Consider the following 24,333-nt stretch of genomic DNA (forward strand, 5'->3'; position numbering starts at 1 on the left):
TTCGCATGCTAACGTATCGTGAAAGAAGCCGTTTTCTCTGGGGCGAGACGGTGTCTTCATGAGGCGCACCTGTTTCAAGCAAGCTTCGAATGGCAACATGCCAGGTGCCGGGATAGCATCATCGGATCAATCCACCCGTTGCCTGGGAGGACGGATCGTGCGCGCCCGGCGATCGACAGCCATGCCAGAAAATTTCCTTCACGGAGTTGGGTTTTGAACAGCAAAGTTTCGTTCTCTGCGGCATCCAAAGATTACCAGGCAGGCCGCTACACAAAGTCCTTGGCGACGCTCAACCAGCTCATCGATACTCAGCAGGACGCCAAGACCTATGCGCTGCTGGCCAAGAACCTCGTGCAGCTCGGCTTCAAGGCCGATGCCGCAAAAGCCTATGGCCTGGCCGGCAATTGCGAAGGACCGAACGCCTACGAATATCAGAAGCAGGCTGCCAAGCTGCACTACGAAACCGGCCACGAGGACGAAGCGCTGCTGATCGCCATGCGCAACCTCAGCAGGGCGCAGGAAGATGCCGAACTCGCCTTCATCATCACCGCGATCTATCTGAAGCGCCAGCAGCGAGATATCATCCGCCCGTTCAAGACGGTTCTGTCGGAAAGCATGAACCCCGATCACATGCGCCTGGCGGCCCTGCTGCTCAGCGACGATCTCAACGACGCGACCAACCAGACGCTTGCGCGCAACCTCTTCAAGCGCTTTCCAGGCAATCACGCCTTCCGCTTTCTTCACCTTGTATTCGCTCGTGAATTCAACGATTTCGAAGAGTCGGCCAAGCATCAGGCAGTGATCGACGAGGCCCTCGCAAAGGGTGATCTGGAGATCCTGCGCAAGGACAATCCATTCTATCATCTGCACTGGTGCGGCAACGAAGATTTCAACCGATATGCAACGATCGGCACGACCCCGCTTAACCAGGAACGGGTCGCGTTCCGCCGCAACCAGCCGCACACATGGTCAAACAAGATCCGCATCGGCTATATGTCATCGGACTTCTGGGATCGCCACGCGACGATGAAGCTGCTGCAGCGCATTCTCGAACTTCACGACAAGGACAGGTTCGAGGTGACGCTCTTCTGCCATACGGGCCCCGAATACCTTAAGCATAACGACACCGACCGCAGCCGCTGGGGCAGGATCGTCGACATTCACGGTTTCTCCGACCAGGCGGTGCTGGAAATCGTACGCGAGCACAATATCGACATCATGGTCGATCTGAAGGGTCATACGTCGGGCAGCCGCGCGTCAGCCTTCAACCTGCCGCTGGCACCTGTTCATGTCGGATGGCTCGGTTTTCCCGGCAGCACCGTCAACATTGACCTGGACTACGTCATCGGCGACCATTCGGTGCTGCCCGACGTGGCCAAGCCATTCTTCCACGAGAAATTCTGCCGGCTTCCGGAGAGCTACCAGCCGAACGATCCGATGCATCGCCCGAAGCCGCGTCCGGTCACCCGCGAGCAACTCGGCCTGCCGGAAGAGGCCTTCATCTTCGCCTCCTTCAACGGCAACCGCAAGATCACGCCCGATGTGGTCAACAGCTGGTGCCGCATCCTCAAGCGGGCGCCGAACAGCGTGCTCTGGCTGATGGCCAATTCGCCGCGCAACCAGGCGAACCTGCTGAAGCAGTTCCAGGCCGCCGGCATTGCGCCCAAGCGCATCATCTTCTGCCCGCGCGCGCCCTACGAAGATCACATCAGCCGCCAGCAGGCAGCCGACCTCGGGATCGACACCTTCCCTGTCAACGGTCACACGACCACCTCGGAGCAGCTCTGGGGCGGTCTGCCGGTTTTGACGGTCAAGGGCACCAACTTCGCCTCGCGCGTCAGCGAAAGCCTGCTCAGGGCGATCGATCTACCCGAGCTCGTCGCAAGCGACCTGCAGGCATACGAGGATCTCGCCGTCGAGCTGGCGCAGAATCCCGAGCGGATCGCCGAATACAAGGCACATCTGAAGGAGCAGCGTTATATCGCGCCGCTGTTCGACGCCGAACGTTTCTGCCACCACCTGGAGAAGGCCTACGAAATCATGGCCGAACGGGCGAAACAGCGCCTGGCGCCCGAGCACATGGATATTCCAGCGATGCCCCCGCGGACGGCCCCCTTCGCGGCCGAGTAACGGTTCGACTGCATGATGAACCCCGCCGGAGCGGATCCGGCGGGGTTTTCTTTTATCGAAATATAGAGAGCTCAGCCGATCAGCTGAACGAGCGCACCAGGCTGCCGACGAGCAGGTTCCAGCCGTCGATCAGCACGAAGAAGAGAATCTTGAAAGGCAGCGAGATCGACGTCGGCGGCAGCATCATCATGCCCATCGCCATGGTGATGGTTGCAACGATGAGGTCGATGACGAGGAACGGCAGGACGACCAGAAAGCCGATCTCGAAACCGCGACGAATCTCCGAAATCATGAAGGCAGGGATCAGCACGCGGTAGTCGATCGGATCGGTCGTCTGGATGTTCTGACCGCGCTCGCGCGCAAGATCGACGAAGAGCGCCAGATCCTTGTCCCGGGTATTGGCCGCCATGAAGGTGCGGAAGGGTTCGGCGATACGCTGGACCGCCTCGGTCTCATTGATCTGGTTGGCAAGCAGCGGCTGCACGCCATTCTGCCAGGCCTGATCGAAGGTCGGCGACATGACGTAGAAGGTCATGAAGAGCGACAGCGACAGCAGGATCATGTTGGAAGGCGTCGAGGAGATGCCCATCCCTGAGCGCAGGATCGAGAAGGCGATGACGAAGCGCGGGAAGCTCGTCACCATGATCAGGATGCCCGGCGCGACCGAAAGAACGGTCAGCAGGCCGAATGTGCGGATGATCCAGGCGGCGACGGAGCCATCGACCGGCACGTTCAACAAGTCGGTCGGCAGCTGCTGTGCCACCGCCAGTTCCGGTACCACCATCATGGCGGCAAGGAAAACTATGAAACGAATCATTCGATGACAAAGGTCCTGAACATGACCTTCGATACCCGCCCTTGCGAGCGAAGGTCAACACGTTCCTGGATGTCATCCTTGAGATATTGAAAGCCGCGCGGCCCCTCGATCTGCTGCAGGGAAACCGTCCTGACATAGGCGAGGATATCCTGGTGAATGTCCTCGGCGACCTTGACGTCGGGCGGCCCGTTGAACAGCAGCGCGACTTCGAGTCGGACCCAGTTTTCCGAAGGGTAGGCAAGGTTCGATGTAATCGGCTCGAGCTGGACGACGTTGTTGGCCTCGGTCGAGATGCGCGCCAGGCCTTCCTCGGCCTTCTTCTTGGCATCGGCTTCCTTGGCCTGCTCTACCTCCTTGGCGCCCTTGATCTCGGGCGCGACGATCGTGCCGACCGCCCAGCCGCCGCCGGCGCCGAGAAGCGTCAGGACGGCAATGCCGACGATCGTCAGCAGGCCGGATTTCTTCTTCGATTGACCTGCGCTTATGTCTTCGTCTGCCATCGTCGTTCGGCCTCAAAGCGGCGAGAAAAGATCGACGGCCTGCTGGCCGCGCGGAGGCTGCTGCACTTCCATCAGGCGACCCCGGCCGCCATAGGAGATGCGGGCTTCGGCGATCTTGTCGTAAGAGATCTGGTTGTCGGCGTTGACGTCCTGCGGACGCACGATACCGGCGACGTTCAGGATGCGCAGCTCCTGGTTCAGACGGACTTCCTGCGAACCGGAGATGACGAGGTTACCGTTTTCGAGAATGCCGGTGACGACGGCCGCAACGAGAAGCGTGAGCTTGTCGGTGCGCTCGATCTTGCCCTTTCCGTCGGTGCTGGTGTCGGAACCATAGGTCAGATCGGTCTTGGATTCAGGCGTCCAGCCGAAGATCTGGGCATTGATGTCCCAGTTCATGCCGCTCGAATTCGTGCGGCTGCGGTTGGTCTCGTTGTCGAAGGAGGCCTTGTCGTTGATCTGGATGTCGACGGTCAGAATGTCGCCGACGTTCAAAGCGCGTGCATCCTTAAAGAGCGCGGCCTGCGAATCGCTCCAGAGCGAATAGCCCTGCGCCACGGCGCGCGGCTGCTTCGGATAGAGCGCCATCTGCGGGGTCTGGCCATAGGCAAGTCCGCTGCCGATCGGGCTCATGGCGGGGGCACGGCCGATCTCGCTGACTGCCGTCGGAGACTGGCAGCCCGCAAGAAGTGCGAGGGCGGAGATCGCGGCCGGGAAACGCATATTCATGAAGGATCCTTCGACGTATTGGGATCGGACGCACTGGCGATGACGCTGGCGATAGCCGCGGCCTTCTTCGAGTCCATCTCGTTGAGGATGAGGCTCGACTGGCGCGGGCCGAGCCGCATGATGACGGCCGACGCTACTTCGATGTTCATATCCTGCAGCTGCAGTGCCGCCGCATCCGGCTTCATCTTCTTGTAGATATCGGTGAGGCCGGCTTCGGCCTGCTTGAGGAAATCGTCGCGCCGCTTCAGCCAGTCCTGGTATTCGGCCTTGCGCTTGTCCATCTCTTCCATCCGGGCGTCGATGTCGGCGCGGAGCCTTTCCAGCTCCTGTTTCTGCAGCAGGTAGCGCTGGTCGCGGGCGGGATCGGCGATGTTGGTGCAGAATTGCTTGATCTCGTCCTGAGACGTGATGTCTCCCTCCGGATGCTCCTGTGCGAAGGCGCCGGGGATCGACAGAAGGACGAGGCCGGCTGCCGGCAGCGCCAGGCGGCGCAGCAGCTGCAGCACGGTCATGTCAGGATTCAGGATCGTCATCATTGCAGCACAAGCTCCGCCTGCAGGGCGCCCGCCGACTTGATGCCCTGGAGAATGGCGATGATCCCATCCGGTTTCACGCCGATATTGTTGAGGCCGGCGACAAGGGTCCTGAGGTCGGGACCGTCGATGATGGCAACGCGCCCACCGGTCTGCTCGGCCGCAATGTCGGTCTGCGGCTGAACGGCAGTCCGCCCGCGCGAGAAGGGCTCGGGCTGAATGATCTGCGGCGTCTCGGTGACCTGAACAGTCAGAGTGCCGTAGCTGACGGCGACCGGCGAGACGCGGACATCGGAGCCGATGACGATCGTGCCGGTGCGCTCGTTGATAACCACCTTGGCCGGCGTATCGGTTTCGACAATGAGGTTTTCGATGTCGGCCATCAGCCGGGTGAGATCGGCCGTGCGCGGTTTCTGGATCACCACTTCCTGCGAATCCTTGGCTTCGGCGACCGGGCCGCCGAAGCGCGCGGAGGCATAGCCATTGACGATGTCGGCAATGCGGATCGCCGTCGAGAAGTCGGGATTGCGCAGCTGCAGGACGAGATTGACTGAATCCTTGAAGTGGGACGGCAGTTCGCGTTCGATGATCGCGCCGCCGGGCACGCGGCCGGCGGTGGTGACGCCTTCGGTCACCGTCGCCGCCTGGCCCTGCGCCTGAAAGCCGGAGACGATAACGGAGCCCTGAGCGACAGCGTAGATCTGGCCGTCGGCGCCGGAAAGCGAGGTCATGACGAGCGTGCCGCCGCGCAGCGAGGTGGCATCCCCGAGCGAGCTCACCGTAACATCGAGACGGCTGCCGGGGCTTGCGAAGGGCGGCAGGTTGGCGGTGACCATCACGGCCGCGGTGTTCTTCGCGTTGGACTGGCCGCCCTGTGTCGAGATGCCGAGATTCTGGAGCATTGCCCGCATCGACTGCTCGGTGAAGGGAGAGGAACGGAAGCCGTCGCCGGTTCCCTGCAGGCCGACGATGAGACCGTACCCGATCAGCTGGTTATCGCGGCCGGCCTGAAGCGAAGCGATATCCTTGATGCGGGACGTCAGCGCCCAGGCGGGCGCCACGTCGGCCAAACTCATGGCGACAACCGCAACAAAGGTGACGATACGGAAGAACAATTTCATTTCGCCCTCACATGGATCGTGCCGTCCGCAAGCACCGTGCCGCTGACGATGACGCCGGAATCCATATTACGCGCACGGACCACCTGCCCCGTCGCACCGTCTTCAAGCGGCGTGCCGGCGGCGGAGATCGTCATTGCGCCGAGAGAGAAGACCAGGCGGATCGAAGAGCCGCGCGTCACCGTATAGGGTTCGCGCAGCGCTGAAACCGAGATCGTACGGCCCGGCAGCAGCGTGCGTTTGGAAACCAGGCCTTCGACCTGCGAAATCGATTTGGCATAATCGCCGGCGAGGTTGGGGTTGGTGACCTCAACCTCCTGAAGCTGGCTGCCCGACAACGTGTCGCCGGGATAGATGATCGTCGTCGGGACGACGGCATAACCCATGCCGGCATCCGCATTCACGGGCAAGATGATGCCCGCGATTGCGATCGTGGCTACCGCCACCCATCCTGAGATGCGTCCTGCCCGGCAAAACATCATGTTTCGGCCCTTCCCTTTACTTCAGGTTCTTGCTGACGATGGAGGCCATTTCATCAGCCGTGGTGATCACCTTGGAATTCATTTCGTAAGCACGCTGAGCCGATATCAGCTCGGTGATTTCCTTCACCGGGTCGACGTTCGAGGATTCCAGATAACCCTGCTTCATATAGGCAAAGCCTTCCTCGTCAGGGTTGCCGACGACCGCCTCGCCCGAGGCCGGCGTTTCCTGGAAGAGATTGTCGCCGATCGGCTGAAGGCCCGCTTCGTTGACGAAATCGGCAAGCGTCAGCTGTCCGAGAACGGTCGGATCGGTCTGGCCCGGCAGCTTGGCCGAGACCTCGCCGGAGCGGCTGATGGTCAGTTCGGTCGAACCCTGAGGGATGGTGATCCCAGGCAGGACTTCATAGCCGTCGATGGTGACGAGCTGGCCCTGGTCATTCTTGTTGAAAGCGCCGGCGCGAGTGTAGAGCGTCGTGCCATCGGTCGACTGGATCTGAAAGAAGCCCTTGCCGATCAGCGCCACGTCGAGATCGTTGCCTGTCTGCGTGAGTTCGCCTTGCAGATGCAGGTTGCGGACCGCGGAGGTCTGGACGCCGAGGCCGATATTGGCGCCTTCGGGAACGACGGCCTGGTTGGCCCGGTTGGCGACGCCCTTGGCGCGTTCGGTCTGGTAGAGAAGGTCGGTGAACTCGGCGCGAGCCCGCTTGAAGCCCGTTGTGTTGATGTTCGCAATGTTGTTCGCGATGACTTCCAGATTGGTCTGCTGGGCATCCATGCCCGTTGCTGCGATGGCGAGCGCTCTCATGTGTTCGTCCTCAAATCAGTTACATCTGCATCTTGGTGACTTCGAGAAAGGCCGAAACGACCTTGTCGCGGATGGCAATCGCGGTCTGCAGCGTCTGCTCGGCCTGGAGCATGGAATCGACGACTTCACGGGTCGTCGCCGTGCCCTTGATGCCGGCGAAGGACATGCTTTCGGCACCCTTCAGGCTGTTGACGGCGTCGGTCGCCATGCCGCCCAGCACGGAGGCGAAGCTCAGGCCGTTGGCCGCACCTGCGGTGCCCGGCATGGCTGTTGCGGAGGACGAGGCGGAATTTTCGGAGTCGACGGCGCCGAGCGCGCGGGTCATCGAAAGATTGCTGACATTCTGGACGCTGCTGATCATTGATTATTGGCTCTTCAGAAGATCGATCGTGGACGAGATGAGGTCGCGGGTCTGCTTGATGGTCTGCAGATTGGCATCATAGGAGCGATTGGCTTCACGCATGTCGGCCATCTCGACCAGGATGTTGACGTTCGGCAATTTGACGACGCCCTTGGCGTCCGCCGCCGGATTGCTGGGGTCGAATTCGGTGCTGAAGTCGCCTTCGTCGACACCGACCTTCTTGACGTTGACGGTTTCGACGCCGCTGGTGCGGTCCATCTGCTGGCCGAAGGTGATCGTCTTGCGGCGATAGGGATCGGCGCCCGGCGTGTCACCGGTCGAGCGGGCGTTCGCAATGTTTTCCGAGACGATGCGCAGGCGCGTCGATTGCGCCTCGAGCCCCGAACCGGCGATTTTCATAGCTGCGGAAAGCGGATCCATGACAATTACTTCCTGACCGTCATCAACATCATGCGATTGAAGGAGCTGACCAGCGAGGTGTTCAGATCGTATTGGCGCTTGATGTCACCCGACTTGGAAAGCTCCTCGGCCAAACCGACGGTGTTGCCGGATTCCTGAATGCCGATCTCCTGGTCGAGGGCCGCTTCCTTGACGTCGATATCGCCGCTTGCGCTGAAATCGTTGCCGCTGAAGTGCGCCGGATTGGTGCGCGCCATGGTGATGTCGGATCTGTCCAGCACGGCATCGAAGGGCGTGACGTCCTTGGCGCGGAATTTCGGCGTATTGGCATTCGCGATGTTGCCGGCAACAACCTGCTGACGGATCGTCAGCCATTCCGCCTGTCGCGAAGCCAAGTCGAAAAGTTGGATCGGTTGCATGAGAACTCTCCGTTTTTACTGTCCGGAACCTAGAGCGGTAATCTTGCGTGGGACTTACGGGAATCCGGCCATCGAGGCGCTTCGCCCAAGGCCGCCAGAGAAAAGGGCTCCTGCCGGTTTGCGGGGGAGCCCTCTTGTCTTCAGCCTTTGCGAAGAGGTTCAATCGTTCTTGTAGATATCGCCCTTGGAGGTGATGATCACCCACTTGCCCTCGCGCTGCTCGATCATCGCCAGGCGGCTTTCGTCGGGCAGGACCGAGCCGATGCGCACCACATACATGCCCGAGGGGTCCTCGATCAGCGCTCGGCCGTTGGACACATGCAGAAGGCGGAAGGAAGACTTGCCCGGGAAAGGCTGGTCTTCCAGCATCGCGGCGCCGTCACGCTGCTTGCCGAGATCGGAGACCGTCGCCGTCGTCAGCGGATCGACCGGCGGAGCCTTCTTGGCTGCCTCGTTCTTGTTGACCATGGCCAGCGGTGAGACGCTGAAGACGTTGCGGGCGGGCCAATCCGGCAGTTCGCGCGAATTGCTGCTGGTGGCGACGTTGATGCCGAACTTGTCCGCATTGAAGAAGACGTACCAGGGAAAAAAGGCGGAGGCGCCGGCAAGCGCCAGGCCGGCGAAGGTGAGAAACCGATCCAGAGTGGCGGTCTTGTCGCGCGGCTTCAGAGAAGCGATGCGTTCATCATCGAAATCAGCCACTATTATCTCCTCTGCATGGGTGCGCCCTGATTGCCCATGCCGGCAGCAGCCTTGAGCGCGCCGGCGAGATCGGCAAAAGCATCGACCGAGTCGCGATCGCCTGGAGACTGTTTCAGGACGTCGTAAATGATAGGGACCTGCTTGACCGCCATGTCGAGATCAGGATCGGCGCCTTGGCGATAACCGCCGATCAGCCGCAGGTCCCTCGTTTCCTCAAAGCGGTGGATCAACACCTTCAATCGCGACACCAGCTTTTCCTGATCCGGCGTCCAGGCCTTGCGGGCAAGACGCGAGATCGAGGCGAGCGGATCGATCGGAGGATAGCGCCCTTCCTCGGCAAGACTGCGCTGCAAGACGATATGGCCGTCGAGAATGCCGCGCGTCGAATCGGCGATCGGGTCGTTATGATTGTCGCCATCCACGAGGATCGAGATGATGGCGGTGATCGTGCCGGCGCCCTCCGGGCCAGGACCAGCGCGTTCGAGCAGGCGCGGCAGCTCGGTGAAAACGGAGGCGGGATAACCGCGGGCGATCGGCGGTTCGCCGGAGGCGGTCGCCACCTCGCGGATCGCATGGGCGAAACGGGTGACGCTGTCGACGATGAAGAGCACGTTCTCGCCCTTGTCGCGGAAATGCTCGGCGATGGTGACCGCCGTCAGCGGCGCCATCTTGCGCAGCATCGGGCTTTCGTCGCTGGTCGCGACGACGGCAATCGCCTTCTTCATATTGCTGCCGAGCGTATCCTCGATGAATTCGCGCACCTCGCGGCCGCGTTCGCCGACGAGCGCGATGACCACCTTGTCGAAGGCGTCGGCGCGGGCAAGCATGGACAGAAGCGTCGACTTGCCGACGCCGGAGCCGGCAAAGATGCCGAGACGCTGGCCGAGGCAGAGCGGCGAAAAGATGTCGATCGCGCGCACGCCGGTCTTGAAGCCGGTCGCCACGCGCTGACGCGTCATCGAGGGTGGCGCGCCGGTGGAAATCGAGCGGCGATCGAGACCTTGGGCGATCGGACCAAGCCCGTCGATCGGCTCACACAGCGAATTGATCGTCCGCCCGCACCAGCTGTCGGATGGCGAAATTCGGAAGGCGCCCTTGCGAATGACCGTGTCATGGATGCCGATCGGCTCACCGGGTTCGATCGGGCAGACATAGATCAGCTCCGGCTCGACACGCACGACCTCGCCGAGATGGATGCCGGTCGCCGATTTATGCGCGACGAATTCACCGAGACGAACATGACGGGAGAGACCACGAACAGTATAGTGGCCGGCAGCGATGGTCTGGACGCGACCGCCATGAGCGACGGCGAATTCCGGCGATGCGTATCGATCGACGAGACCCGCCAGATGCGCGAGCTTCGGAGAAAGGCCGTCTTCGGACAGTAGCGTTGTGCTCATTGCTTAGCGGCTGCCCCCAAGCGTCTGGACGGCCTGCTTGAACGAATCCTCGCTGTCGCGCATCAGCGAGGAAATGCTTTCGAATGCACGGTTGACTTCGATCAGCTGAGTGATCTCGCGCATGGCGTTGACGTTGGAATTTTCCAGATAACCCTGCTCGACACCGACATTGAAGCGGTCGACGACGGCGCGCGGCTGGTCGGTCGTCATGATGCCGCTGTTTTCGTAACGCAGGTAACCCTTGCTGATATCGGCCTCGAACAGGCCGAGGGAGCCGACCTGGCGGTCGCCCTGATAGATGATGCCGTCGGAGCCGACAGCCGGCTCGCCGCCCTTGGTATCGAGCTGGATCGGTGCGCCACCGGCATCGAGAACCGGATATCCGCGGATCGAAACGAGTTCGCCGGTATCCTTGAGCGTAAAGCGGCCGTCCCTCGTGAGCACACGGCCGGCCGGCGTATCGAGCGCAAACCAGGCATCGCCCTTGATGGCGAAATCAAGCATGTTGCCGGTGTGCTGCAACTCGCCGTTCTGCTCGTTCAGATAGTCGTTGCCCTGAGAAACGAAAGCGACCTTGGTGTTCAGCTTGTTCTTGGTGGCCGCCACCATCTCGTCGAACTTCACCTCGGTGGCGCGAAAACCGGTGGTGTTCACGTTCGCCATGTTGTCGGCGATGGTGTTCAGGCGCTTTTCAAGCGCCATCTGCGACGACAGAGAAACGTAAAGACCGGATTGCATGTCTGTAAGCTCCAAGCATTGGCGATGAACGGAACGAAAAGCCGGGCGTCGTCTGATCTGGTTCGGCCGGAATTTCGCTGAGGCGGCATCTCAGAAACGGGCGCGAGCGCCCATTCGTCTCCTTTAGATTGGCGGCAGATGCTTGCGCGAAGCTGGCACGTGGAAATGCCCGGGACCGAGCCTTTCATCAGCCTCACGCAAGGCAGAAACCCTATCCGTCCTAGAGAAAAGCAACGTTCAGATTGGGCTGACGATGAACATCATTATCGGATTTATTGTTGTCTGCGGCTGCATCGTCGGCAGCTTCATGGCGATGGGCGGCGAAGTGGACGCGCTGTTCCAGCCCTTCGAATTTCTCATCATCGGCGGCGCCGGCCTCGGCAGCTTCATCATGGCGAACCCGATGAAGGTGGTGAAGGATTCCGGTAAGGCGCTTGCAGAGGCCTTCAAGCACGCCGTCCCGAAGGAGCGGAACTATCTCGATACGCTCGGCGTGCTCTACTCGCTGATGCGCGACCTGCGCACCAAGTCGCGAAACGAAATCGAAGCCCATATCGACAATCCTGCTGAATCGACGATCTTCCAGTCGGCTCCGACGGTGCTGAAGAATAAGGAACTGACGGCGTTCATCTGCGATTACGTGCGCCTGATCATCATCGGCAACGCCCGTAGCCACGAAATCGAGGCGCTGATGGACGAAGAGCTCAACACCATCATGCACGACAAGATGAAGCCCTATCATGCGATCCAGATCATGGGCGATTCCTTCCCGGCGATCGGTATCGTCGCGGCGGTTCTCGGCGTCATCAAGGCGATGGCCCACATCAACGATTCGCCCGAGGTGCTCGGCCATCTGATCGGTTCGGCGCTCGTCGGCACCTTCCTCGGCATTCTGCTGTCCTACTGCGTCTGCTCGCCGCTGGTTTCCCAGATCAAGGTCGTCCGTAACAAGCAGCATCGCCTCTATGTCATCGTCAAGCAGACGCTGCTTGCCTATATGAACGGCTCGGTGCCGCAGGTCGCTCTCGAATACGGCCGCAAGACGATCTCGGCCTACGAACGTCCGTCCATCGATGCCGTCGAACAGGAAATGATGAACCCAGGCGGCGAGAACAAGGCGGCTTAAATGACCATGAGCGATGCTTCACATGACAAACCGGCAATGGATCCCGCCCTTCTCGCCAAGCTGACCGGCGGGCTCGGAGACAGGGGCAGGGTCGCCAAGATCTGCAGCGCCTTTGGGGATGTTTACAGCGAGTTCTTTCCCGACGTCATCAAGAGCGAGACCGGCCTCGACGTGACCGTCAGCTATCTCGGCTGCGAGATCGGCTATAAGAACCACCTGATCGACGACCTCAGCCACAACGTCACGCTCGTCGACGCGACGTTGCGCAACTGGTCTCAGAACGTCGCGCTTGCCTGCGGCAACGGTTTCGTCATCACGCTGATGGAACACCTGCTCGGCGCCACCGCCGATACGATCGAGGAGCCGGCCGAGCGGCTGCTCTCGGTCATCGAACTCGATCTGGCGGTCATGGTCTTCGACAAGATCGCAAAGGTGCTGCGCTCGGCGGTGAACGCACCGGGCGGTTTCGAGCCCAGTCTTTCGGCCCCGCATGCGCATGACTCGCGCTCCCGGCCGGCGGAGGACAAGCCGGACGAATTTGCCGCCGCCGTCAACATGTCGATCACGCTCGCCGGCATTGTTTCGGAATTCTCACTGATCATTCCGCAGACGGCGCTGCTCAAGACCAAGGTGACGCCGCCAAAGCCGAAGCGCCAGACCGGCGGCAATTCGCCGGAATGGACCGAACAGCTCGGCGATCAGGTCCGCCGCTCGCATGTCACGCTCGAAGCCAGGATCAGGTTACAGGACCTGACGCTGCGCACCATATCGAAGCTGATGGCCGGCGACGTCATTCCGTTCCGCGACAGCGGCGACGTACGCGTCGAGGTCAGCGCCAACAGCAAGGAATTGTATATATGCGAATTCGGGCGTTCTGGCGAAAACTACATGGTCCGCGTCAAGGATACGATGAACTCGGATGACGAACTCATCCGTCACTTAATGAATTGATCGGTTCTCTGGCTTCTGGGCTGCAAAGGCAGTTTGAGGCAAGTTTCAACTGGAATAGTGATTTCATGGCAACGAAGAAAACACAGCAGAACAGTGACCTCTCCCTGGATATGCCGGGCAGCGAAGCCGATCTCGACCAGGCGATCGACGATCTGCGCGGCGTGCTGAAGAAGGACGCCGATGGCGACCTGTCGCAGTTTGGCGGTGAGCTGGAGAATGACGACTTCGCGGCAGGAACGGATCTGGCCGCCTTCGGCGGCGAGATTTCGGATTCCCCTTTCGGCGGCGATGATTTCGGCGGCGATTTCGGCGCAGGCAATGCCAGCCCGGCTGCAGGCATGGATTTCGGCGGCAGCTCTTCGTTCGAGGCGTCCTCGGCGCCGCTCGGCAGCGCGCTGACCTCGAACTTCGAGCTGATCATGGACATTCCGATCGATGTCCAGATCATGCTCGGCACCAGCCGGATGCAGGTCTCCAGCCTGATGAATCTCAATGAAGGAGCGACGATCGCTCTCGACAAGAAAATCGGCGAACCCGTTGAGATCATGGTGAACGGCCGCAGGATTGCACGCGGCGAGATTACAGTTCTTGATAACGACGACACCCGATTCGGCGTGAAGCTGATAGAAGTTTTGAGTACGAAAAAAGCCTGATCCCTGTGGGGACGGAGAGGTTAGACCATGATGGACTTTGACGATTTCGGCGGCGCGCTAGCCGGGAAACCGTTGACCCAGGCTGAAAAGGCGGCGGCGGTCCTTCTCGCCATGGGAAAGGGTGTCGCCGGCCGGCTGTTGAAATATTTCACTCAGGCCGAGCTGCAGACCATTATCGCATCTGCCCAGTCGCTGCGCGCCATTCCGCCGGACGAGCTCCTGTCCCTCGTCTCCGAGTTCGAGGACCTCTTTACCGAGGGCGCCGGACTGATGGACAATGCCAAAGCAATCGAAGCCATTCTGGAAGAAGGCCTGACCCCCGACGAGGTGGACAGCCTGCTCGGCCGCCGCACGGCCTTCCAGGCCTACGAGACCTCGATCTGGGATCGCCTCAGCGAAGCCGAGCCGGCATTCGTCGCACAGTTCCTGCTGCGCGAACATCCGCAGACCGTCGCCTATATTCTGTCGATGATGCCCTCCGCCTTCGGCGCCAAGGTGCTGCTGCAGCTCCCCGACAACCGCCGCGCCGACATCATGAACCGGACGGTCAACATGAAGGCGGTCAGCCCCAAGGCGGCGCAGATCATCGAGAACCAGGTGATGACGCTGCTTGCCGAAATCGAGGCAGAGCGCAACGCTGCCGGCTCGACGAAGGTCGCCGATCTCATGAACGAGCTCGACAAGCCGCAGGTCGATACGCTGCTCACCTCGCTCGAATCGATCAGTCGCGAATCGGTCAACAAGGTTCGGCCGAAGATCTTCCTCTTCGAGGACCTCATGTACATGCCGCAGCGCAGCCGCGTCCTGCTGCTCAACGATATTTCGACCGACGTGCTCACCGTCTCGTTGCGCGGCTCGCCGGCCGAGATCCGCGAATCGGTTCTGTCCGCCATCAGTCCGCGCCAGCGCCGTATGATCGAATCGGATCTGCAGAGCGGCATCGGCGGCGTCAACCCGCGCGAGATCGCCATTGCGCGCCGCGCCGTGGCGCAGGAGGCGATTCGCCTGGCCAACTCAGGCCAGATCGAGCTCAAGGAGAAGGAAGGCGAAGCTTCGGCCGCCGCCTGAGCTTCTGAGACTGTTGACAAATCCGGCCGACAAACAGGCCGTTGTTGATCGCCGCGCCTCAGGCGACTACCCTTCATCGATCGGCCGCATTCTATGGCGTGTCGCAGAGCACTCGGTTTCTGCGGCGCGCTTTGGGTTTTTGCTTTGACGCATCTCGTCAACCCAGAATCGCTGCCCGGTTCGGGGTGGCAGGCATGAGCTGCGGCCTGCTTTTTTGACGGAGGGCCGCGACTTGGCAGATGATGACAAGGACAGCAAAACAGAAGCCCCGACCGCGAAGAAGCGAACCGACGCCGCGGAAAAAGGCAATGTGCCGTTTTCGCGCGAGCTGTCGATCTTCGCGACCATCCTCGCCACTTTCATCTATCTGGTGTTCTTCCTTCCCGACAGCGTCGGCCGCATGGGCGAAACGCTGCGCGACATTTTCGAACAGCCCGACCAATGGAAAATCGAGACGGGCCCGGACATTCTGGCGCTCTTCGTCCGGCTCGGCTGGTCGAGCGCGGCGCTGCTGGCACCCGCCCTCATCCTGTTCATGGTCTTCGGCATCGCCTCCTCGATCTTCCAGAACCTGCCGACGCCTGTGCTCGAACGGATCAGGCCGCAAGCCTCGCGCATCTCTCCGGTGAAGGGCTGGTCACGGCTCTTCAGCCTGCCCGGCCTCGTCGAGTTCGGAAAGTCGCTGTTCAAGGTCGTCGTCGTCGGGGTCGTCCTGTTCTTCGTGCTCAGGAGCGAATATTTCGGCTCGATTGATGCCATGTTCTCCGATCCGCAGACAATCCTCGTGCGAATGATGACGGCGATGCGCAAGATCATCATCGTCATGCTGATCGCTACCGCGATCGTGGCGATCGCCGACCTTTTCTGGACGCGCCATCACTGGTTCACCGAGCTCAAGATGACGCGCCACGAGGTGAAGGAAGAAAACAAGCAGGCGCAGGGCGACCCTTTTGTCAAAAGCCGGCAGCGCTCGCTGATGCGCGACCGCGCCCGCCGGCGCATGATCGCCAACGTGCACCGTGCCACGCTTGTCATCGCCAACCCGACGCACTACGCCGTGGCGCTGCGCTATGCGCGTGAGGAGAACGACGCGCCGGTCGTTCTGGCAAAGGGCCAGGACCTGATTGCGCTCAAAATCAGGGAGATTGCCGAGCAGAACGGCATCCCGGTGTTCGAGGACCCACCGCTCGCGCGCTCCATGTTTGCGCAAGTCTCGGTCGATAGTGTCATACCGTCAGTCTTCTATAAGGCCGTTGCGGAGCTCATACACAGGGTCTACGCCGCAGACGCCAAGAACAAACGGGTAAGATAAGCCGAATGAAAAAATGCCCTCACTCTGCCCAGCGTGAAAAGATCCTCGCAGAGGCGATCAGCCCGGTCGCCACCGAACTGCGCCTTCTGGATGCCTCTGACCTCATTTCACTGCTGCGCTTCGAGTATTACGGCAATCTGGCCGATCTCGTCGCTTCGGCGGCGGAGCTTTTCTTTCATCCCGGCACCGTCAATTTCGGCCTTGGCGGAAATTATACGCTGGAATGGGGCGGCAAGCCGGAAGTCGTTCTCGACCTGGAAATCAAGCCGCGCGGCGTCACCGTCTATGCCCAGCTCGCCCTTGCCGACAATCATGCCGGCATTGAAATCAACCACATCGCCTTCGAAGATCCCTCCTCCGATCCCGACGAGAATACTGCCTTTCTGGAAAAGAGCCTTCGGCAATCCCGCTACAGCGTGAAACCGCCGCGCGCGCTCGCCAGCTGATTTGCCTCAATGCATTTTCGCCGTCCCTGAAGTCAGGTCTCCCCGGTTCAGCTGATGTAGCCGAGCCGGATCGCCTTGGCGATCGCCTGGATGCGGTTGACGGAATCGAGCTTGATCGTCGCCGAGCCGAGATAGGCATTGACGGTGTGTACGGACAGACCGAGTTTTTCGGCGATCTCTTCGCTGATACGGCCATCGCCGGCGAGCTGGAGACAGGCGACTTCGCGTTCGCTCAGCGCTTCGGCGGCCGCCGAGCGGCGTTCGTCCAGCGAGAGCAGATCCATCATCACGTGGCAGCAGCGGCCGTGCAGCTCGACGATCGTATCGCTGGCAGGATCGATATCATCGCCGGTGAAAAGGATGAAGCCATTGCCGACAGCGCCGAGCCGCACCGGGAAGGCGAGGCCGGAAAAAGGCAGAATTCCATCCTTCAGGCGCGTCATGAAGGGCGAGAAATCCGCCGGACCGGGGGCCGCCCTGTCATGAGCGCCAGCCCATGAAAGCGGCAGCAGCGATTTTTCGATATGGTCGAGAAGAATATCGCCATAGGCGTCCGTGAGGGCCTTGCCAAAACCGGTATTCGAAGGGCCCCAATTCTCGAGCTCGCAGACAAGCCGCTGCTTTGCCGGTAGTCCCGAGCCGCTGACACGGTAGATCGCGAACCCCTGAGCGTCAGCGAGCTTCTGCATCGCAATCAGCCGCGGAAAAAGATCCGAACGGCTGGAAATCCTGTTCATCCGCACCATGCGCAGCGGATCGGCGCCGTTCATCGCCCTGCTTGATGGATGTCCCATGGATTCCCCTATACGAGATTGTTGCGGACCGCGAAGGCAATGGCCTCCGACCGGGTCTTGGTCGCCGTCTTGCGCATCACGCTGGTGATGTAGTTGTTGATGGTATTGCGAGATATTCCGAGAATCATCGCAATCTCGTCGCTGGTCTTGCCCTCGGCGATCCAGAAAAGGCATTCCAGCTCGCGGTCAGTCAGTTCGAAATCCCGATCGTTCCTTGCGCCGCCGCAGCGAAGGAAGCTCGCGACATAGCCGGCAAGCAGTCCCACATCCCGCAGGCGCTCCGGCGACAGGATGAAGCCTTCGCCGAACAGGAACATCAAGGCGAGCCGCGAGCGGCCGACATTGAAGGTCAATGAGCAATACTGGCGGCTGGCGCCATCAGGCGCATCGGCGTGATCTGGCAGAAGAGCGAAGCTCGGCTGGAAAACCTGCATGCATTTTTCCAGCTCGGTCGAACGGGCATAGCCGCCGACCAGATCGTTGGCGATATCCTTGACCAGATCGAACGGCCAGTCAGACGATACGATGAAATCGAGGCCGCTTTCCTGGATGAGATCACAGCGCGCCAGAAGATAGTGCGAGGCACCCACATAGTCCGTCAGCGCGCGCAGACCGGACTGCAATCTGCCAGTGTCGGCGACACCGTGCAGGCGCCGAATCAGCTCGTCGCGCGGCAAGAGAGCCGGCGCCACCACGCTCGCGAAATTCGCCATTTGCCTCTCGCCTTTGCTCGCCTGAGATATCGTCATATCCATTGGCAATTTCCTGGGGCTGAGGAACGATCAAACTCGGTGCAGCAGCATTTTTTTTGTAAAGGATTCAATTCAAGCTCCGCTCGAATCCCATTTCGAATCACTCAAGGGTAAGCCAGCCGGTGTAAATCACCATCTCCGACTTCTAGGGATTTACTTTCGCTGCTGCTCATGCCGTGATTCGAGGACGACTCGCGCCCCTCAGAATACTGGAAAGGGTAAGATGATTCTGGCTGTACCGCAACTTCATTCGCGTTTTACGCGAGTGATCCTCAACAGTTTTATCCAATTTCTTGAGGCGATCTGATCTATTCCCCATTCGACACCCGCGGCCAAATACAGACTGGGTAATGAGATATCAGCTCTCTTGCGGGCGACCGATAACAATCCTGCTCAGGTAGTGAAAAGCCTGAATAACACGAAAAAGGCCGGGTTGCCCCGGCCTCCTTTTATGCTGCGTCGTCGATCGCCCATTTCCTGAGGATCTTGGCGGCGCGCTCCTCGTTGATTTCCACCATACGGGCAAGCTTGCGTTCCGGGCCCTCCTTGACGCGGCGGTTGAAGTTGCCATCGTCGTCGCCGAGGCTGAGCAGATCCTCGGTGCTGTCGAAGCCGAAATCGGAGCCGAAGCCGTCCATGAGGGCGCCTCCAGGGGCGCCGGCCGCCGGCGCGAAGTCCGGAAGTTCGAGGCCAGCCGCTTCCGGCGTGGCGTCGCCAAGCACCGAGCCCACGCCGTTGCCGCTGACGCTGCGTACCAGCGGCCGCAGGCCCATCCAAACCACTACGAAGGCGACCGCGACGAAGGCGAGTGAGTTGATGATGCCGGCAAGGTTGCGGCTCAGCATATCCATGACGCGGACACCGCCGGTGGCGTCTTCCAGCAGCTGATTCTCGAGGAAATCCATCGCCGTGACGGTGACGACATCACCACGCTTGGCGTCGATGCCGGCCGCCGAAGCGACGATCTTCTGCATTTCGGCGATATAGGCATCGATCTTGGCCTGGTCGGCGGGCTCGCCGACCATCTTGGCGATGCGGCCTTTGTTGACCACGACGGCGATCGAAAGCTTCTCGACCTGATAGCTGTTGCGGGTCGTGGCCGTCGTCTTGCTGTTGATTTCGTAGTTGGTCTGCTCTTCGCGCTTGTCGGACTTGTCCTGAGATTCCGGACCGCTTGAGCCGCCGGCATCAGGGGCCGCCTGGGGAATGTTCTGTTCGACGGTCGTCGCGTTGTCGGACTGCCTCTGCTGCGACTGCTGGGCTTCCTTCGTAGAACGGACGGAGCGTTCGACCTTGGATTCGGGATCGTAGACCGTCTCCTGAATCTGCTGAGCATCGGTGTTGAGGTCGGCGGTGACGCTGGAGCGGAAGTTATCCATGCCGAGGAAGGGCGCTAAGGCCTTGTCGATGTTGGATTCGACTTCCTGCTGAACGTTCTGGACGATGTTGAGCGAGCGGTTCAGCGAGCTGTTGCTCGCCTCGTCGCCGGACGCGAGAAGCTGGCCGGCAGAATCAAGAATCGTGACGTCATCGACATCAAGCCCCGGCACGGCCGAGGCGACGAGGTGACGGATCGAGGTCGCGGCGCCGCGCCCGGTGGCGGCGCTGGCGCGAATCATCACGGAGGCGGTCGGTTTCTGCTCCGCCTTCCGGAAGTTTCCGACTTCGGGCATGACGATATGGACGCGCGCCGCCGTTATGCCCGAGATCGACTGGATGGTGCGTGCGATTTCGCCTTCCAGCGCTCGAACCCGCGTCACTTCCTGCATGAAGGAGGTCAGGCCGAGGGAGCCGACATTGTCGAAGAGTTCATAGCCGGCATTGGCGCTGTTCGGCAGGCCGCGCTCGGCAAGCATCAGGCGGGCCTTGCCCGTCATACCGGCGGGAACGGTGATGCTGGAACCGTCCGTGCCGACCTGGAAATTGATGTTGGCTTCGGCAAGCGCCATGCTGATCTGGTTGAGATCGGGAGCGTCGAGACCGACGTAAAGCGTTTCTTGGGCCGGTTTGTTGACGAAAAGGGAAGCGGCAAGGATGATTGCGATGGAAACGGCGCCGACGCCCCCCAGAATCATCAGGCGCGTCCGGCCCAGGGCACCAAAGTTCTTAAATATCTGAACTAATTGATTTAACAGATTCATTCTGTTCTCGCACGATCCGTCAAAGACAAAGCAGGCTTATTGCCTCACCTGACCAATAATCGGCGAAACTTGTGCGAGCGTTTCGTGAGGAGCGCGGGAGCAAAAGGCTGATGCATGTCGCGCAGCGATTTTGCGAGAACGACGTGCGTGAAAAGAGGACCTGAGGCGCGAGAGGCGGCGTGGAACCGCGCGCTTCAGAAGAAGTCGAAGTCGCCGGCGGCTTTGCTCAGCGGCTGAGAATGACCGTGGCGCGTGGAGCCGCCAAGCGCCTTCTGCATTTCCGCCAGCTTGACGAGGCTGAGCGCGGTGGCGACGTCGACCGTCCAGCCGAGCGGGATTTCGCCGGTGATGGTGTCGATGAATTCGGCAAGGCCGCGTGACTTCTGCACGGCCAGATCGATGCCCTGCATGACCTTCATGGCGTCCGGCGAGTTCAGAATTTCAGCGCCGCCGAGCTCGAGTAGCTGCGGTTCGATGCGCTCGATCAGGTAGGCCACATCGTGGAGTTCCGAAACGATGCGCATCAGGATGTCGCTCAGCGCTTCGACAGGCGCGGGCGGCTCCATCACCGGAGTAAATGTCATATGAAAATCCTCGCCATCAAAAAAATTCGATACTGGTTTCGGCGGGCTTCTGCGGAGCGGCGGGACGCTGCTGCTCGAGAGCGACGGTTCTCTGCGTTTCGGCGCCGGTCAAGGGGTATTGCCGGGCACGACCGGAGACCGGCCAATATTCGAGCTTGCGCCCATGCTCTCCGCCGGTGGAGGAGCCGACCACCGGAATGCCTTCATCCCTGAGGAACTGCATGGCGAAGGCCGCATTCTGCTCACCGACGTTGGAGAACGTCGAGATCGTCTTTGCGCCGCCGAAGATCTTTGCCTCCAGCCGGTCGCGCCGGGCGCCCTGCTTCAGGAGACCGTTGATCAGCAGTTCCATCAGATGCACGCCATAGCGTGTGGCATCGCCGCCTGATGTCGGCGACGTCGCCGAACCGGGCAGCAGAAAGTGGTTCATGCCGCCGATGCCGGCGACGGGATCTCTGAGGCACGCAGCCACGCACGAGCCGAGAATGGTCGAGAGAACCGCATTCGGATCGCTCAGAACCTTGTACTCGCCCTGAATGATGTGCACGCGGCGGGCTGCCCCCTCAGTGATCATTTCAAAGCTCCAAACACGGCTTCGATGGCCGCTTTCATCTTCTCGATCGTAAACGGCTTGGCGAGCACGTTGTTGGCGCCGAGCTGGGCCGCCCTCTGTACCAGCGCGCGATCGCCCTGGGCGGTGAGGATGATGAAGGCCGCCTTCTTGGTGTTCGGGTTGGTGCGCACGGCCTGGAGGAAGCCGATGCCATCCATCTTCGGCATGTTGAAATCGGAGATCACGAGGTGGTGCGGCTGCTCGGTCATGATTTTCATGCCCTGCTCGCCGTCGCCAGCGGATGTGATCTGCTTGAAACCGAGCTGGGTCAGCGCGTCGCTGAGCAGCAACCGGCTCGTTACCTGATCATCGACGATCAGAACTTTGATTTTCTCCGCGATCGACATTTATTCGGTCCCTTCCTTTCGGGCGGCTGTCAATTTCAGTATTTCTTCACCGATGGCAGTCAGTGGCAGCTGCTGCTCGACGGCGCCAAGTTCGTGAGCAACCCTTGGCATTCCGTAAACGACGCAGGTTTTTTCGTTCTGGCCGAGCGTTCTGGCGCCCGCGTGGCGCATTTTCAACAATCCGGCGGCGCCATCGCGGCCCATTCCGGTCAGAATCACGCCGACGGCGTTGCGGCCTGCGAGTTCTGCTACCGAATCAAAGAGCACGTCCACGGACGGGCGGTGACCGTTGACAGGCGCCCGGTCGACTAGACGGCAGCACGGGGCAGAGCCGCCGCTGACCTGGAGATGACGTTCGCCGCCCGGCGCCAGATAGATCTTGCCGATCTCGAGACGGGCGCCGTCGGTCGCTTCCTGCACCACCGGCGCGCAGAGACGGTTCAGCCGTTCTGCGAAACTCTTGGTGAAGGTCGGCGGCATATGCTGGGTGATGACGGTCGGCGGGCAATTTGCCGGGAATTTCTGCAGTACTGCGATCAGCGCCTCGACGCCGCCTGTGGACGAGCCGATCGCGACGATCTTGCGGCCGACGCGAAAATCGGCCACGGAAGGCGGGGGCGCGACGGCGGCCGCCGGTTGGGAAAACTGACGCTGCGTGCGCGCGGCCGCCTTGACCTTCTCGGCAAGATCGCCGAACGGCCTGGGTTCGCCGGGGCCCGGTTTGCCGACGCAATCGAAGGCGCCGATCTCAAGCGCCGCAAGCGTCGCTTCGGCGCCGCGATGCGTCATCGTCGAGACCATGATCACCGGCATCGGCCGCAGCGTCATGATCTTTTCTAGGAAATCGAGGCCGTTCATATTCGGCATCTCGATGTCGAGCGTTACGACGTCGGGGTTCAACCGTTTGATCGCCTCGCGTGCTTCCAGCGCGTCGCCGGCCTGGCCGATGACACTGACTTCCGGGTCGGAGCTCAGCACTGCGGTAATCAGACCCCGCATGGTCGGCGAGTCGTCGACAACGAGAACTCTTGCCGGAGCGCTCATGCCTTCCTCCCGAGACCCTTGGTCGTGTAGCGATAGGTCGTGATGCCGATATTGTCGAAGACGTGCTTCGCCTCACCGGAGACGCGCTCGGAATGGCCGATATAGAGGTGGCCGCCTTCCGGCAGCAGGCCGGCGAAACGTTGCCAGATCTTCATCTGGGTCGGCTCGTCGAAATAGATGACGACGTTGCGGCAGAAGATGACGTCGAACTTGCCCTTGAACGGCCATTGCGCCATCAGGTTCAGTTCGTTGTAGGTGATCAGCCGCTTGACGCGGTCGTCCACCTGGAACTTGCGGCGGCCCTGCACCTCGACTTCGCTAAACCATTGCTTGCGCATGGCTGGCGAGACGGTTTCGAGCGCACTTTCGTCGTAAGCGCCGGCCCGGGCGATGGCGAGGATTTTCGGATCGATGTCGGTCGCCAGGATCTTAAAGTCGTAGTCGGCGACATTCGGCATCAGCGATAAAACGGTCAGCGCGATCGAATAGGGTTCCTGTCCGTCGGAGGAAGCGGCCGACCAGATGCGCACCCTGCCGCCCGATCTCGCCCGCTGCAGAAGTTCCGGCAGAACATGGTCGCGCAGGTGCTCGAAATGATGGTTTTCGCGGAAGAAGCGGGTGAAGTTGGTCGTCAGATGCGAGAGCATTTCGCGGCGCGCCGCGGCGCCGGCCGGCGAAGCGACAAGGTCGCAATATTCACGGAAACCCGACAGACCAAGATTGCGGATATGCTTGGACAGACGCGAATAGACGAGCGAGGCCTTCGTCTCATTGAGGAAGATGCCGGCATCCGAGTAGATCATGGCGGCGATTTCCGTGAGGTCGCGGCGCGTCAACGGATATTCTCCGTTAGCCAGCACCTCATCGGCTCCCTGCCTCTGATCTTTTGCACCCATTGCACTCATGCGGCTTCGCTTTCGGTCTCGGAAAAGAGGGCTTCAAGTTCGATCAGGCAGATCATGCGCTTGTCGATGGCAAGAATGCCCCGGGCAAATTGGCGCTCGAGGTCGGAAGAGATTTCGGGCGTCGGCTGAATGATCTCGTCGGTGACCGTCAGAATGTCGGAGACGGCGTCGACCAGGAGGCCGACGACTTTGCGGCGGACCTGGGCAACGATGATGACATGACGGGCTGTGGGATCGGCGGGCTTCATGCCGAGACGAGCGGCAAGATCAATGATCGGCAGCACCGCGCCGCGCAGGTTGATGACCCCCAGCATATACGCAGGCGAGTGCGGCATCGCGGTCGCCGGGGTCCAGCCCCGGATTTCGCGGACCGACATGATGTTCACGCAAAATTCCTGATCTCCGATGCGGAACGCGATCAGCTCGCGATCCCCCTGGTTCAGACTTTTTACAGCGTACGACAT

29 protein-coding genes are annotated in these 24,333 nt (G+C 60.8%); 7 read left to right on the top strand and 22 right to left on the bottom strand.

Annotated features, from left to right (window positions below):
- Positions 1 to 213: 213 nt before the first annotated feature.
- A complete protein-coding gene (locus AC13QO_RS10345; RefSeq protein WP_488540589.1) occupies positions 214 to 2,130 on the top strand; it encodes an O-linked N-acetylglucosamine transferase, SPINDLY family protein in 1,917 nt (638 codons plus the stop codon).
- 79 nt (positions 2,131 to 2,209) lie between these two features.
- Here AC13QO_RS10345 and fliP read toward each other — a convergent pair whose 3' ends face one another.
- The 13 genes from fliP to flgF form a co-directional block, all read right to left on the bottom strand.
- Positions 2,210 to 2,947 carry a flagellar type III secretion system pore protein FliP gene (gene fliP / locus AC13QO_RS10350; RefSeq protein WP_085776960.1) on the bottom strand — a complete coding sequence of 246 codons (738 nt, stop codon included), beginning with the start codon at positions 2,945 to 2,947 and terminating at the stop codon, positions 2,210 to 2,212.
- On the bottom strand, positions 2,944 to 3,447 hold the full coding sequence (locus AC13QO_RS10355; protein ID WP_285193452.1) for a flagellar basal body-associated FliL family protein: 504 nt from the start codon (positions 3,445 to 3,447) through the stop codon (positions 2,944 to 2,946). Before AC13QO_RS10355 ends, fliP begins: the two co-directional genes overlap by 4 nt.
- A 12-nt stretch (positions 3,448 to 3,459) precedes the next feature.
- Positions 3,460 to 4,176 carry a flagellar basal body L-ring protein FlgH gene (gene flgH / locus AC13QO_RS10360; RefSeq protein WP_488540590.1) on the bottom strand — a complete coding sequence of 239 codons (717 nt, stop codon included), beginning with the start codon at positions 4,174 to 4,176 and terminating at the stop codon, positions 3,460 to 3,462.
- Entirely contained in the window at positions 4,173 to 4,712 is a 540-nt protein-coding gene (locus AC13QO_RS10365; protein WP_085776957.1) for a MotE family protein, read from the bottom strand. The genes flgH and AC13QO_RS10365 overlap by 4 nt, the downstream gene beginning before the upstream one ends.
- A complete protein-coding gene (locus tag AC13QO_RS10370) occupies positions 4,709 to 5,830 on the bottom strand; it encodes a flagellar basal body P-ring protein FlgI (RefSeq protein WP_488540591.1) in 1,122 nt (373 codons plus the stop codon). Before AC13QO_RS10370 ends, AC13QO_RS10365 begins: the two co-directional genes overlap by 4 nt.
- Positions 5,827 to 6,309, bottom strand: coding sequence for a flagellar basal body P-ring formation chaperone FlgA (gene flgA / locus AC13QO_RS10375; protein ID WP_085776955.1), 483 nt, complete (start codon positions 6,307 to 6,309; stop codon positions 5,827 to 5,829). The genes AC13QO_RS10370 and flgA overlap by 4 nt, the downstream gene beginning before the upstream one ends.
- A gap of 16 nt (positions 6,310 to 6,325) precedes the next feature.
- Positions 6,326 to 7,114 carry a flagellar basal-body rod protein FlgG gene (gene flgG, locus AC13QO_RS10380; protein ID WP_011424026.1) on the bottom strand — a complete coding sequence of 263 codons (789 nt, stop codon included), beginning with the start codon at positions 7,112 to 7,114 and terminating at the stop codon, positions 6,326 to 6,328.
- Between the two features lie 19 nt (positions 7,115 to 7,133).
- Positions 7,134 to 7,475 carry a flagellar hook-basal body complex protein FliE gene (gene fliE / locus AC13QO_RS10385; protein ID WP_097600328.1) on the bottom strand — a complete coding sequence of 114 codons (342 nt, stop codon included), beginning with the start codon at positions 7,473 to 7,475 and terminating at the stop codon, positions 7,134 to 7,136.
- Between the two features lie 3 nt (positions 7,476 to 7,478).
- Positions 7,479 to 7,895: a flagellar basal body rod protein FlgC gene (flgC, locus tag AC13QO_RS10390; protein ID WP_064693821.1), complete on the bottom strand. Its 417-nt coding sequence runs from the start codon at positions 7,893 to 7,895 to the stop codon at positions 7,479 to 7,481.
- Between the two features lie 5 nt (positions 7,896 to 7,900).
- Positions 7,901 to 8,293, bottom strand: coding sequence for a flagellar basal body rod protein FlgB (gene flgB / locus AC13QO_RS10395; protein WP_085776953.1), 393 nt, complete (start codon positions 8,291 to 8,293; stop codon positions 7,901 to 7,903).
- A 159-nt stretch (positions 8,294 to 8,452) separates the two neighbouring features.
- Positions 8,453 to 8,995 (bottom strand): flagellar protein, encoded by a 543-nt coding sequence (locus AC13QO_RS10400; RefSeq protein WP_097600327.1) that lies wholly within the window; start codon positions 8,993 to 8,995, stop codon positions 8,453 to 8,455.
- Positions 8,996 to 8,997: 2 nt separating this feature from the next.
- Complete coding sequence (fliI, locus tag AC13QO_RS10405) at positions 8,998 to 10,395, bottom strand: flagellar protein export ATPase FliI (protein WP_488540592.1); 1,398 nt, start codon at positions 10,393 to 10,395, stop codon at positions 8,998 to 9,000.
- Positions 10,396 to 10,398: 3 nt separating this feature from the next.
- Entirely contained in the window at positions 10,399 to 11,133 is a 735-nt protein-coding gene (gene flgF / locus AC13QO_RS10410; RefSeq protein ID WP_285193450.1) for a flagellar basal-body rod protein FlgF, read from the bottom strand.
- 253 nt (positions 11,134 to 11,386) lie between these two features.
- Here flgF and motA point away from each other — a divergent pair, with 253 nt between their 5' ends.
- The 6 genes from motA (at position 11,387) to AC13QO_RS10440 (ending at position 16,689) form a co-directional block, all read left to right on the top strand.
- The gene (motA, locus tag AC13QO_RS10415) at positions 11,387 to 12,259 is read left to right on the top strand and encodes a flagellar motor stator protein MotA (RefSeq protein ID WP_285193449.1); all 873 of its coding nucleotides are present in this window, start codon (positions 11,387 to 11,389) and stop codon (positions 12,257 to 12,259) included.
- Positions 12,260 to 13,210, top strand: a complete 951-nt coding sequence (locus tag AC13QO_RS10420; RefSeq protein WP_488540593.1) for a FliM/FliN family flagellar motor switch protein — start codon at positions 12,260 to 12,262, stop codon at positions 13,208 to 13,210.
- A 65-nt stretch (positions 13,211 to 13,275) separates the two neighbouring features.
- Positions 13,276 to 13,863 carry a flagellar motor switch protein FliN gene (gene fliN, locus AC13QO_RS10425; RefSeq protein ID WP_285193447.1) on the top strand — a complete coding sequence of 196 codons (588 nt, stop codon included), beginning with the start codon at positions 13,276 to 13,278 and terminating at the stop codon, positions 13,861 to 13,863.
- 27 nt (positions 13,864 to 13,890) lie between these two features.
- Entirely contained in the window at positions 13,891 to 14,931 is a 1,041-nt protein-coding gene (gene fliG / locus AC13QO_RS10430) for a flagellar motor switch protein FliG (protein WP_488540594.1), read from the top strand.
- 232 nt (positions 14,932 to 15,163) lie between these two features.
- Positions 15,164 to 16,243 (top strand): flagellar biosynthesis protein FlhB, encoded by a 1,080-nt coding sequence (flhB, locus tag AC13QO_RS10435; protein ID WP_085776946.1) that lies wholly within the window; start codon positions 15,164 to 15,166, stop codon positions 16,241 to 16,243.
- A 5-nt stretch (positions 16,244 to 16,248) separates the two neighbouring features.
- The gene (locus tag AC13QO_RS10440; RefSeq protein WP_085776945.1) at positions 16,249 to 16,689 is read left to right on the top strand and encodes a hypothetical protein; all 441 of its coding nucleotides are present in this window, start codon (positions 16,249 to 16,251) and stop codon (positions 16,687 to 16,689) included.
- A gap of 47 nt (positions 16,690 to 16,736) precedes the next feature.
- On the opposite strand, the gene visR is transcribed toward AC13QO_RS10440, so the two are convergent.
- From visR to AC13QO_RS10485, 9 genes are all read right to left on the bottom strand, one after another.
- Positions 16,737 to 17,483, bottom strand: coding sequence for a transcriptional regulator VisR (visR, locus tag AC13QO_RS10445; protein ID WP_085776944.1), 747 nt, complete (start codon positions 17,481 to 17,483; stop codon positions 16,737 to 16,739).
- An 8-nt stretch (positions 17,484 to 17,491) separates the two neighbouring features.
- On the bottom strand, positions 17,492 to 18,238 hold the full coding sequence (gene visN, locus AC13QO_RS10450) for a transcriptional regulator VisN (protein ID WP_097600319.1): 747 nt from the start codon (positions 18,236 to 18,238) through the stop codon (positions 17,492 to 17,494).
- Positions 18,239 to 18,684: 446 nt separating this feature from the next.
- Positions 18,685 to 20,376, bottom strand: coding sequence for a flagellar basal-body MS-ring/collar protein FliF (fliF, locus tag AC13QO_RS10455; protein WP_488540595.1), 1,692 nt, complete (start codon positions 20,374 to 20,376; stop codon positions 18,685 to 18,687).
- Positions 20,377 to 20,570: 194 nt separating this feature from the next.
- Positions 20,571 to 20,960 (bottom strand): chemotaxis protein CheT, encoded by a 390-nt coding sequence (gene cheT / locus AC13QO_RS10460; protein WP_064800665.1) that lies wholly within the window; start codon positions 20,958 to 20,960, stop codon positions 20,571 to 20,573.
- 16 nt (positions 20,961 to 20,976) lie between these two features.
- Positions 20,977 to 21,534, bottom strand: coding sequence for a chemoreceptor glutamine deamidase CheD (cheD, locus tag AC13QO_RS10465; RefSeq protein WP_085776941.1), 558 nt, complete (start codon positions 21,532 to 21,534; stop codon positions 20,977 to 20,979).
- A complete protein-coding gene (locus tag AC13QO_RS10470) occupies positions 21,531 to 21,920 on the bottom strand; it encodes a response regulator (RefSeq protein WP_011424008.1) in 390 nt (129 codons plus the stop codon). Before AC13QO_RS10470 ends, cheD begins: the two co-directional genes overlap by 4 nt.
- Positions 21,921 to 22,964 carry a protein-glutamate O-methylesterase CheB gene (gene cheB / locus AC13QO_RS10475; protein WP_085776940.1) on the bottom strand — a complete coding sequence of 348 codons (1,044 nt, stop codon included), beginning with the start codon at positions 22,962 to 22,964 and terminating at the stop codon, positions 21,921 to 21,923.
- A complete protein-coding gene (gene cheR, locus AC13QO_RS10480; protein ID WP_085776939.1) occupies positions 22,961 to 23,869 on the bottom strand; it encodes a protein-glutamate O-methyltransferase CheR in 909 nt (302 codons plus the stop codon). Before cheR ends, cheB begins: the two co-directional genes overlap by 4 nt.
- Entirely contained in the window at positions 23,866 to 24,333 is a 468-nt protein-coding gene (locus tag AC13QO_RS10485) for a chemotaxis protein CheW (protein ID WP_011424005.1), read from the bottom strand. The genes cheR and AC13QO_RS10485 overlap by 4 nt, the downstream gene beginning before the upstream one ends.

The organism is Rhizobium sp. CNPSo 3670, assembly GCF_057784555.1.

Coding starts and splice junctions, on each gene's coding strand:
- fliP (WP_085776960.1), bottom strand. CDS start 2,947: ATGATTCGTTTCATAGTTTTCCTTGCCGCCATGATGGTGGTACCGGAA.
- AC13QO_RS10355 (WP_285193452.1), bottom strand. CDS start 3,447: ATGGCAGACGAAGACATAAGCGCAGGTCAATCGAAGAAGAAATCCGGC.
- flgH (WP_488540590.1), bottom strand. CDS start 4,176: ATGAATATGCGTTTCCCGGCCGCGATCTCCGCCCTCGCACTTCTTGCG.
- AC13QO_RS10365 (WP_085776957.1), bottom strand. CDS start 4,712: ATGATGACGATCCTGAATCCTGACATGACCGTGCTGCAGCTGCTGCGC.
- AC13QO_RS10370 (WP_488540591.1), bottom strand. CDS start 5,830: ATGAAATTGTTCTTCCGTATCGTCACCTTTGTTGCGGTTGTCGCCATG.
- flgA (WP_085776955.1), bottom strand. CDS start 6,309: ATGATGTTTTGCCGGGCAGGACGCATCTCAGGATGGGTGGCGGTAGCC.
- flgG (WP_011424026.1), bottom strand. CDS start 7,114: ATGAGAGCGCTCGCCATCGCAGCAACGGGCATGGATGCCCAGCAGACC.
- fliE (WP_097600328.1), bottom strand. CDS start 7,475: ATGATCAGCAGCGTCCAGAATGTCAGCAATCTTTCGATGACCCGCGCG.
- flgC (WP_064693821.1), bottom strand. CDS start 7,895: ATGGATCCGCTTTCCGCAGCTATGAAAATCGCCGGTTCGGGGCTCGAG.
- flgB (WP_085776953.1), bottom strand. CDS start 8,293: ATGCAACCGATCCAACTTTTCGACTTGGCTTCGCGACAGGCGGAATGG.
- fliI (WP_488540592.1), bottom strand. CDS start 10,395: ATGAGCACAACGCTACTGTCCGAAGACGGCCTTTCTCCGAAGCTCGCG.
- flgF (WP_285193450.1), bottom strand. CDS start 11,133: ATGCAATCCGGTCTTTACGTTTCTCTGTCGTCGCAGATGGCGCTTGAA.
- motA (WP_285193449.1), top strand. CDS start 11,387: ATGAACATCATTATCGGATTTATTGTTGTCTGCGGCTGCATCGTCGGC.
- AC13QO_RS10420 (WP_488540593.1), top strand. CDS start 12,260: ATGACCATGAGCGATGCTTCACATGACAAACCGGCAATGGATCCCGCC.
- fliN (WP_285193447.1), top strand. CDS start 13,276: ATGGCAACGAAGAAAACACAGCAGAACAGTGACCTCTCCCTGGATATG.
- fliG (WP_488540594.1), top strand. CDS start 13,891: ATGATGGACTTTGACGATTTCGGCGGCGCGCTAGCCGGGAAACCGTTG.
- AC13QO_RS10440 (WP_085776945.1), top strand. CDS start 16,249: ATGAAAAAATGCCCTCACTCTGCCCAGCGTGAAAAGATCCTCGCAGAG.
- visR (WP_085776944.1), bottom strand. CDS start 17,483: ATGGGACATCCATCAAGCAGGGCGATGAACGGCGCCGATCCGCTGCGC.
- visN (WP_097600319.1), bottom strand. CDS start 18,238: ATGGATATGACGATATCTCAGGCGAGCAAAGGCGAGAGGCAAATGGCG.
- fliF (WP_488540595.1), bottom strand. CDS start 20,376: ATGAATCTGTTAAATCAATTAGTTCAGATATTTAAGAACTTTGGTGCC.
- cheT (WP_064800665.1), bottom strand. CDS start 20,960: ATGACATTTACTCCGGTGATGGAGCCGCCCGCGCCTGTCGAAGCGCTG.
- cheD (WP_085776941.1), bottom strand. CDS start 21,534: ATGATCACTGAGGGGGCAGCCCGCCGCGTGCACATCATTCAGGGCGAG.
- AC13QO_RS10470 (WP_011424008.1), bottom strand. CDS start 21,920: ATGTCGATCGCGGAGAAAATCAAAGTTCTGATCGTCGATGATCAGGTA.
- cheB (WP_085776940.1), bottom strand. CDS start 22,964: ATGAGCGCTCCGGCAAGAGTTCTCGTTGTCGACGACTCGCCGACCATG.
- cheR (WP_085776939.1), bottom strand. CDS start 23,869: ATGAGTGCAATGGGTGCAAAAGATCAGAGGCAGGGAGCCGATGAGGTG.
- AC13QO_RS10485 (WP_011424005.1), bottom strand. CDS start 24,333: ATGTCGTACGCTGTAAAAAGTCTGAACCAGGGGGATCGCGAGCTGATC.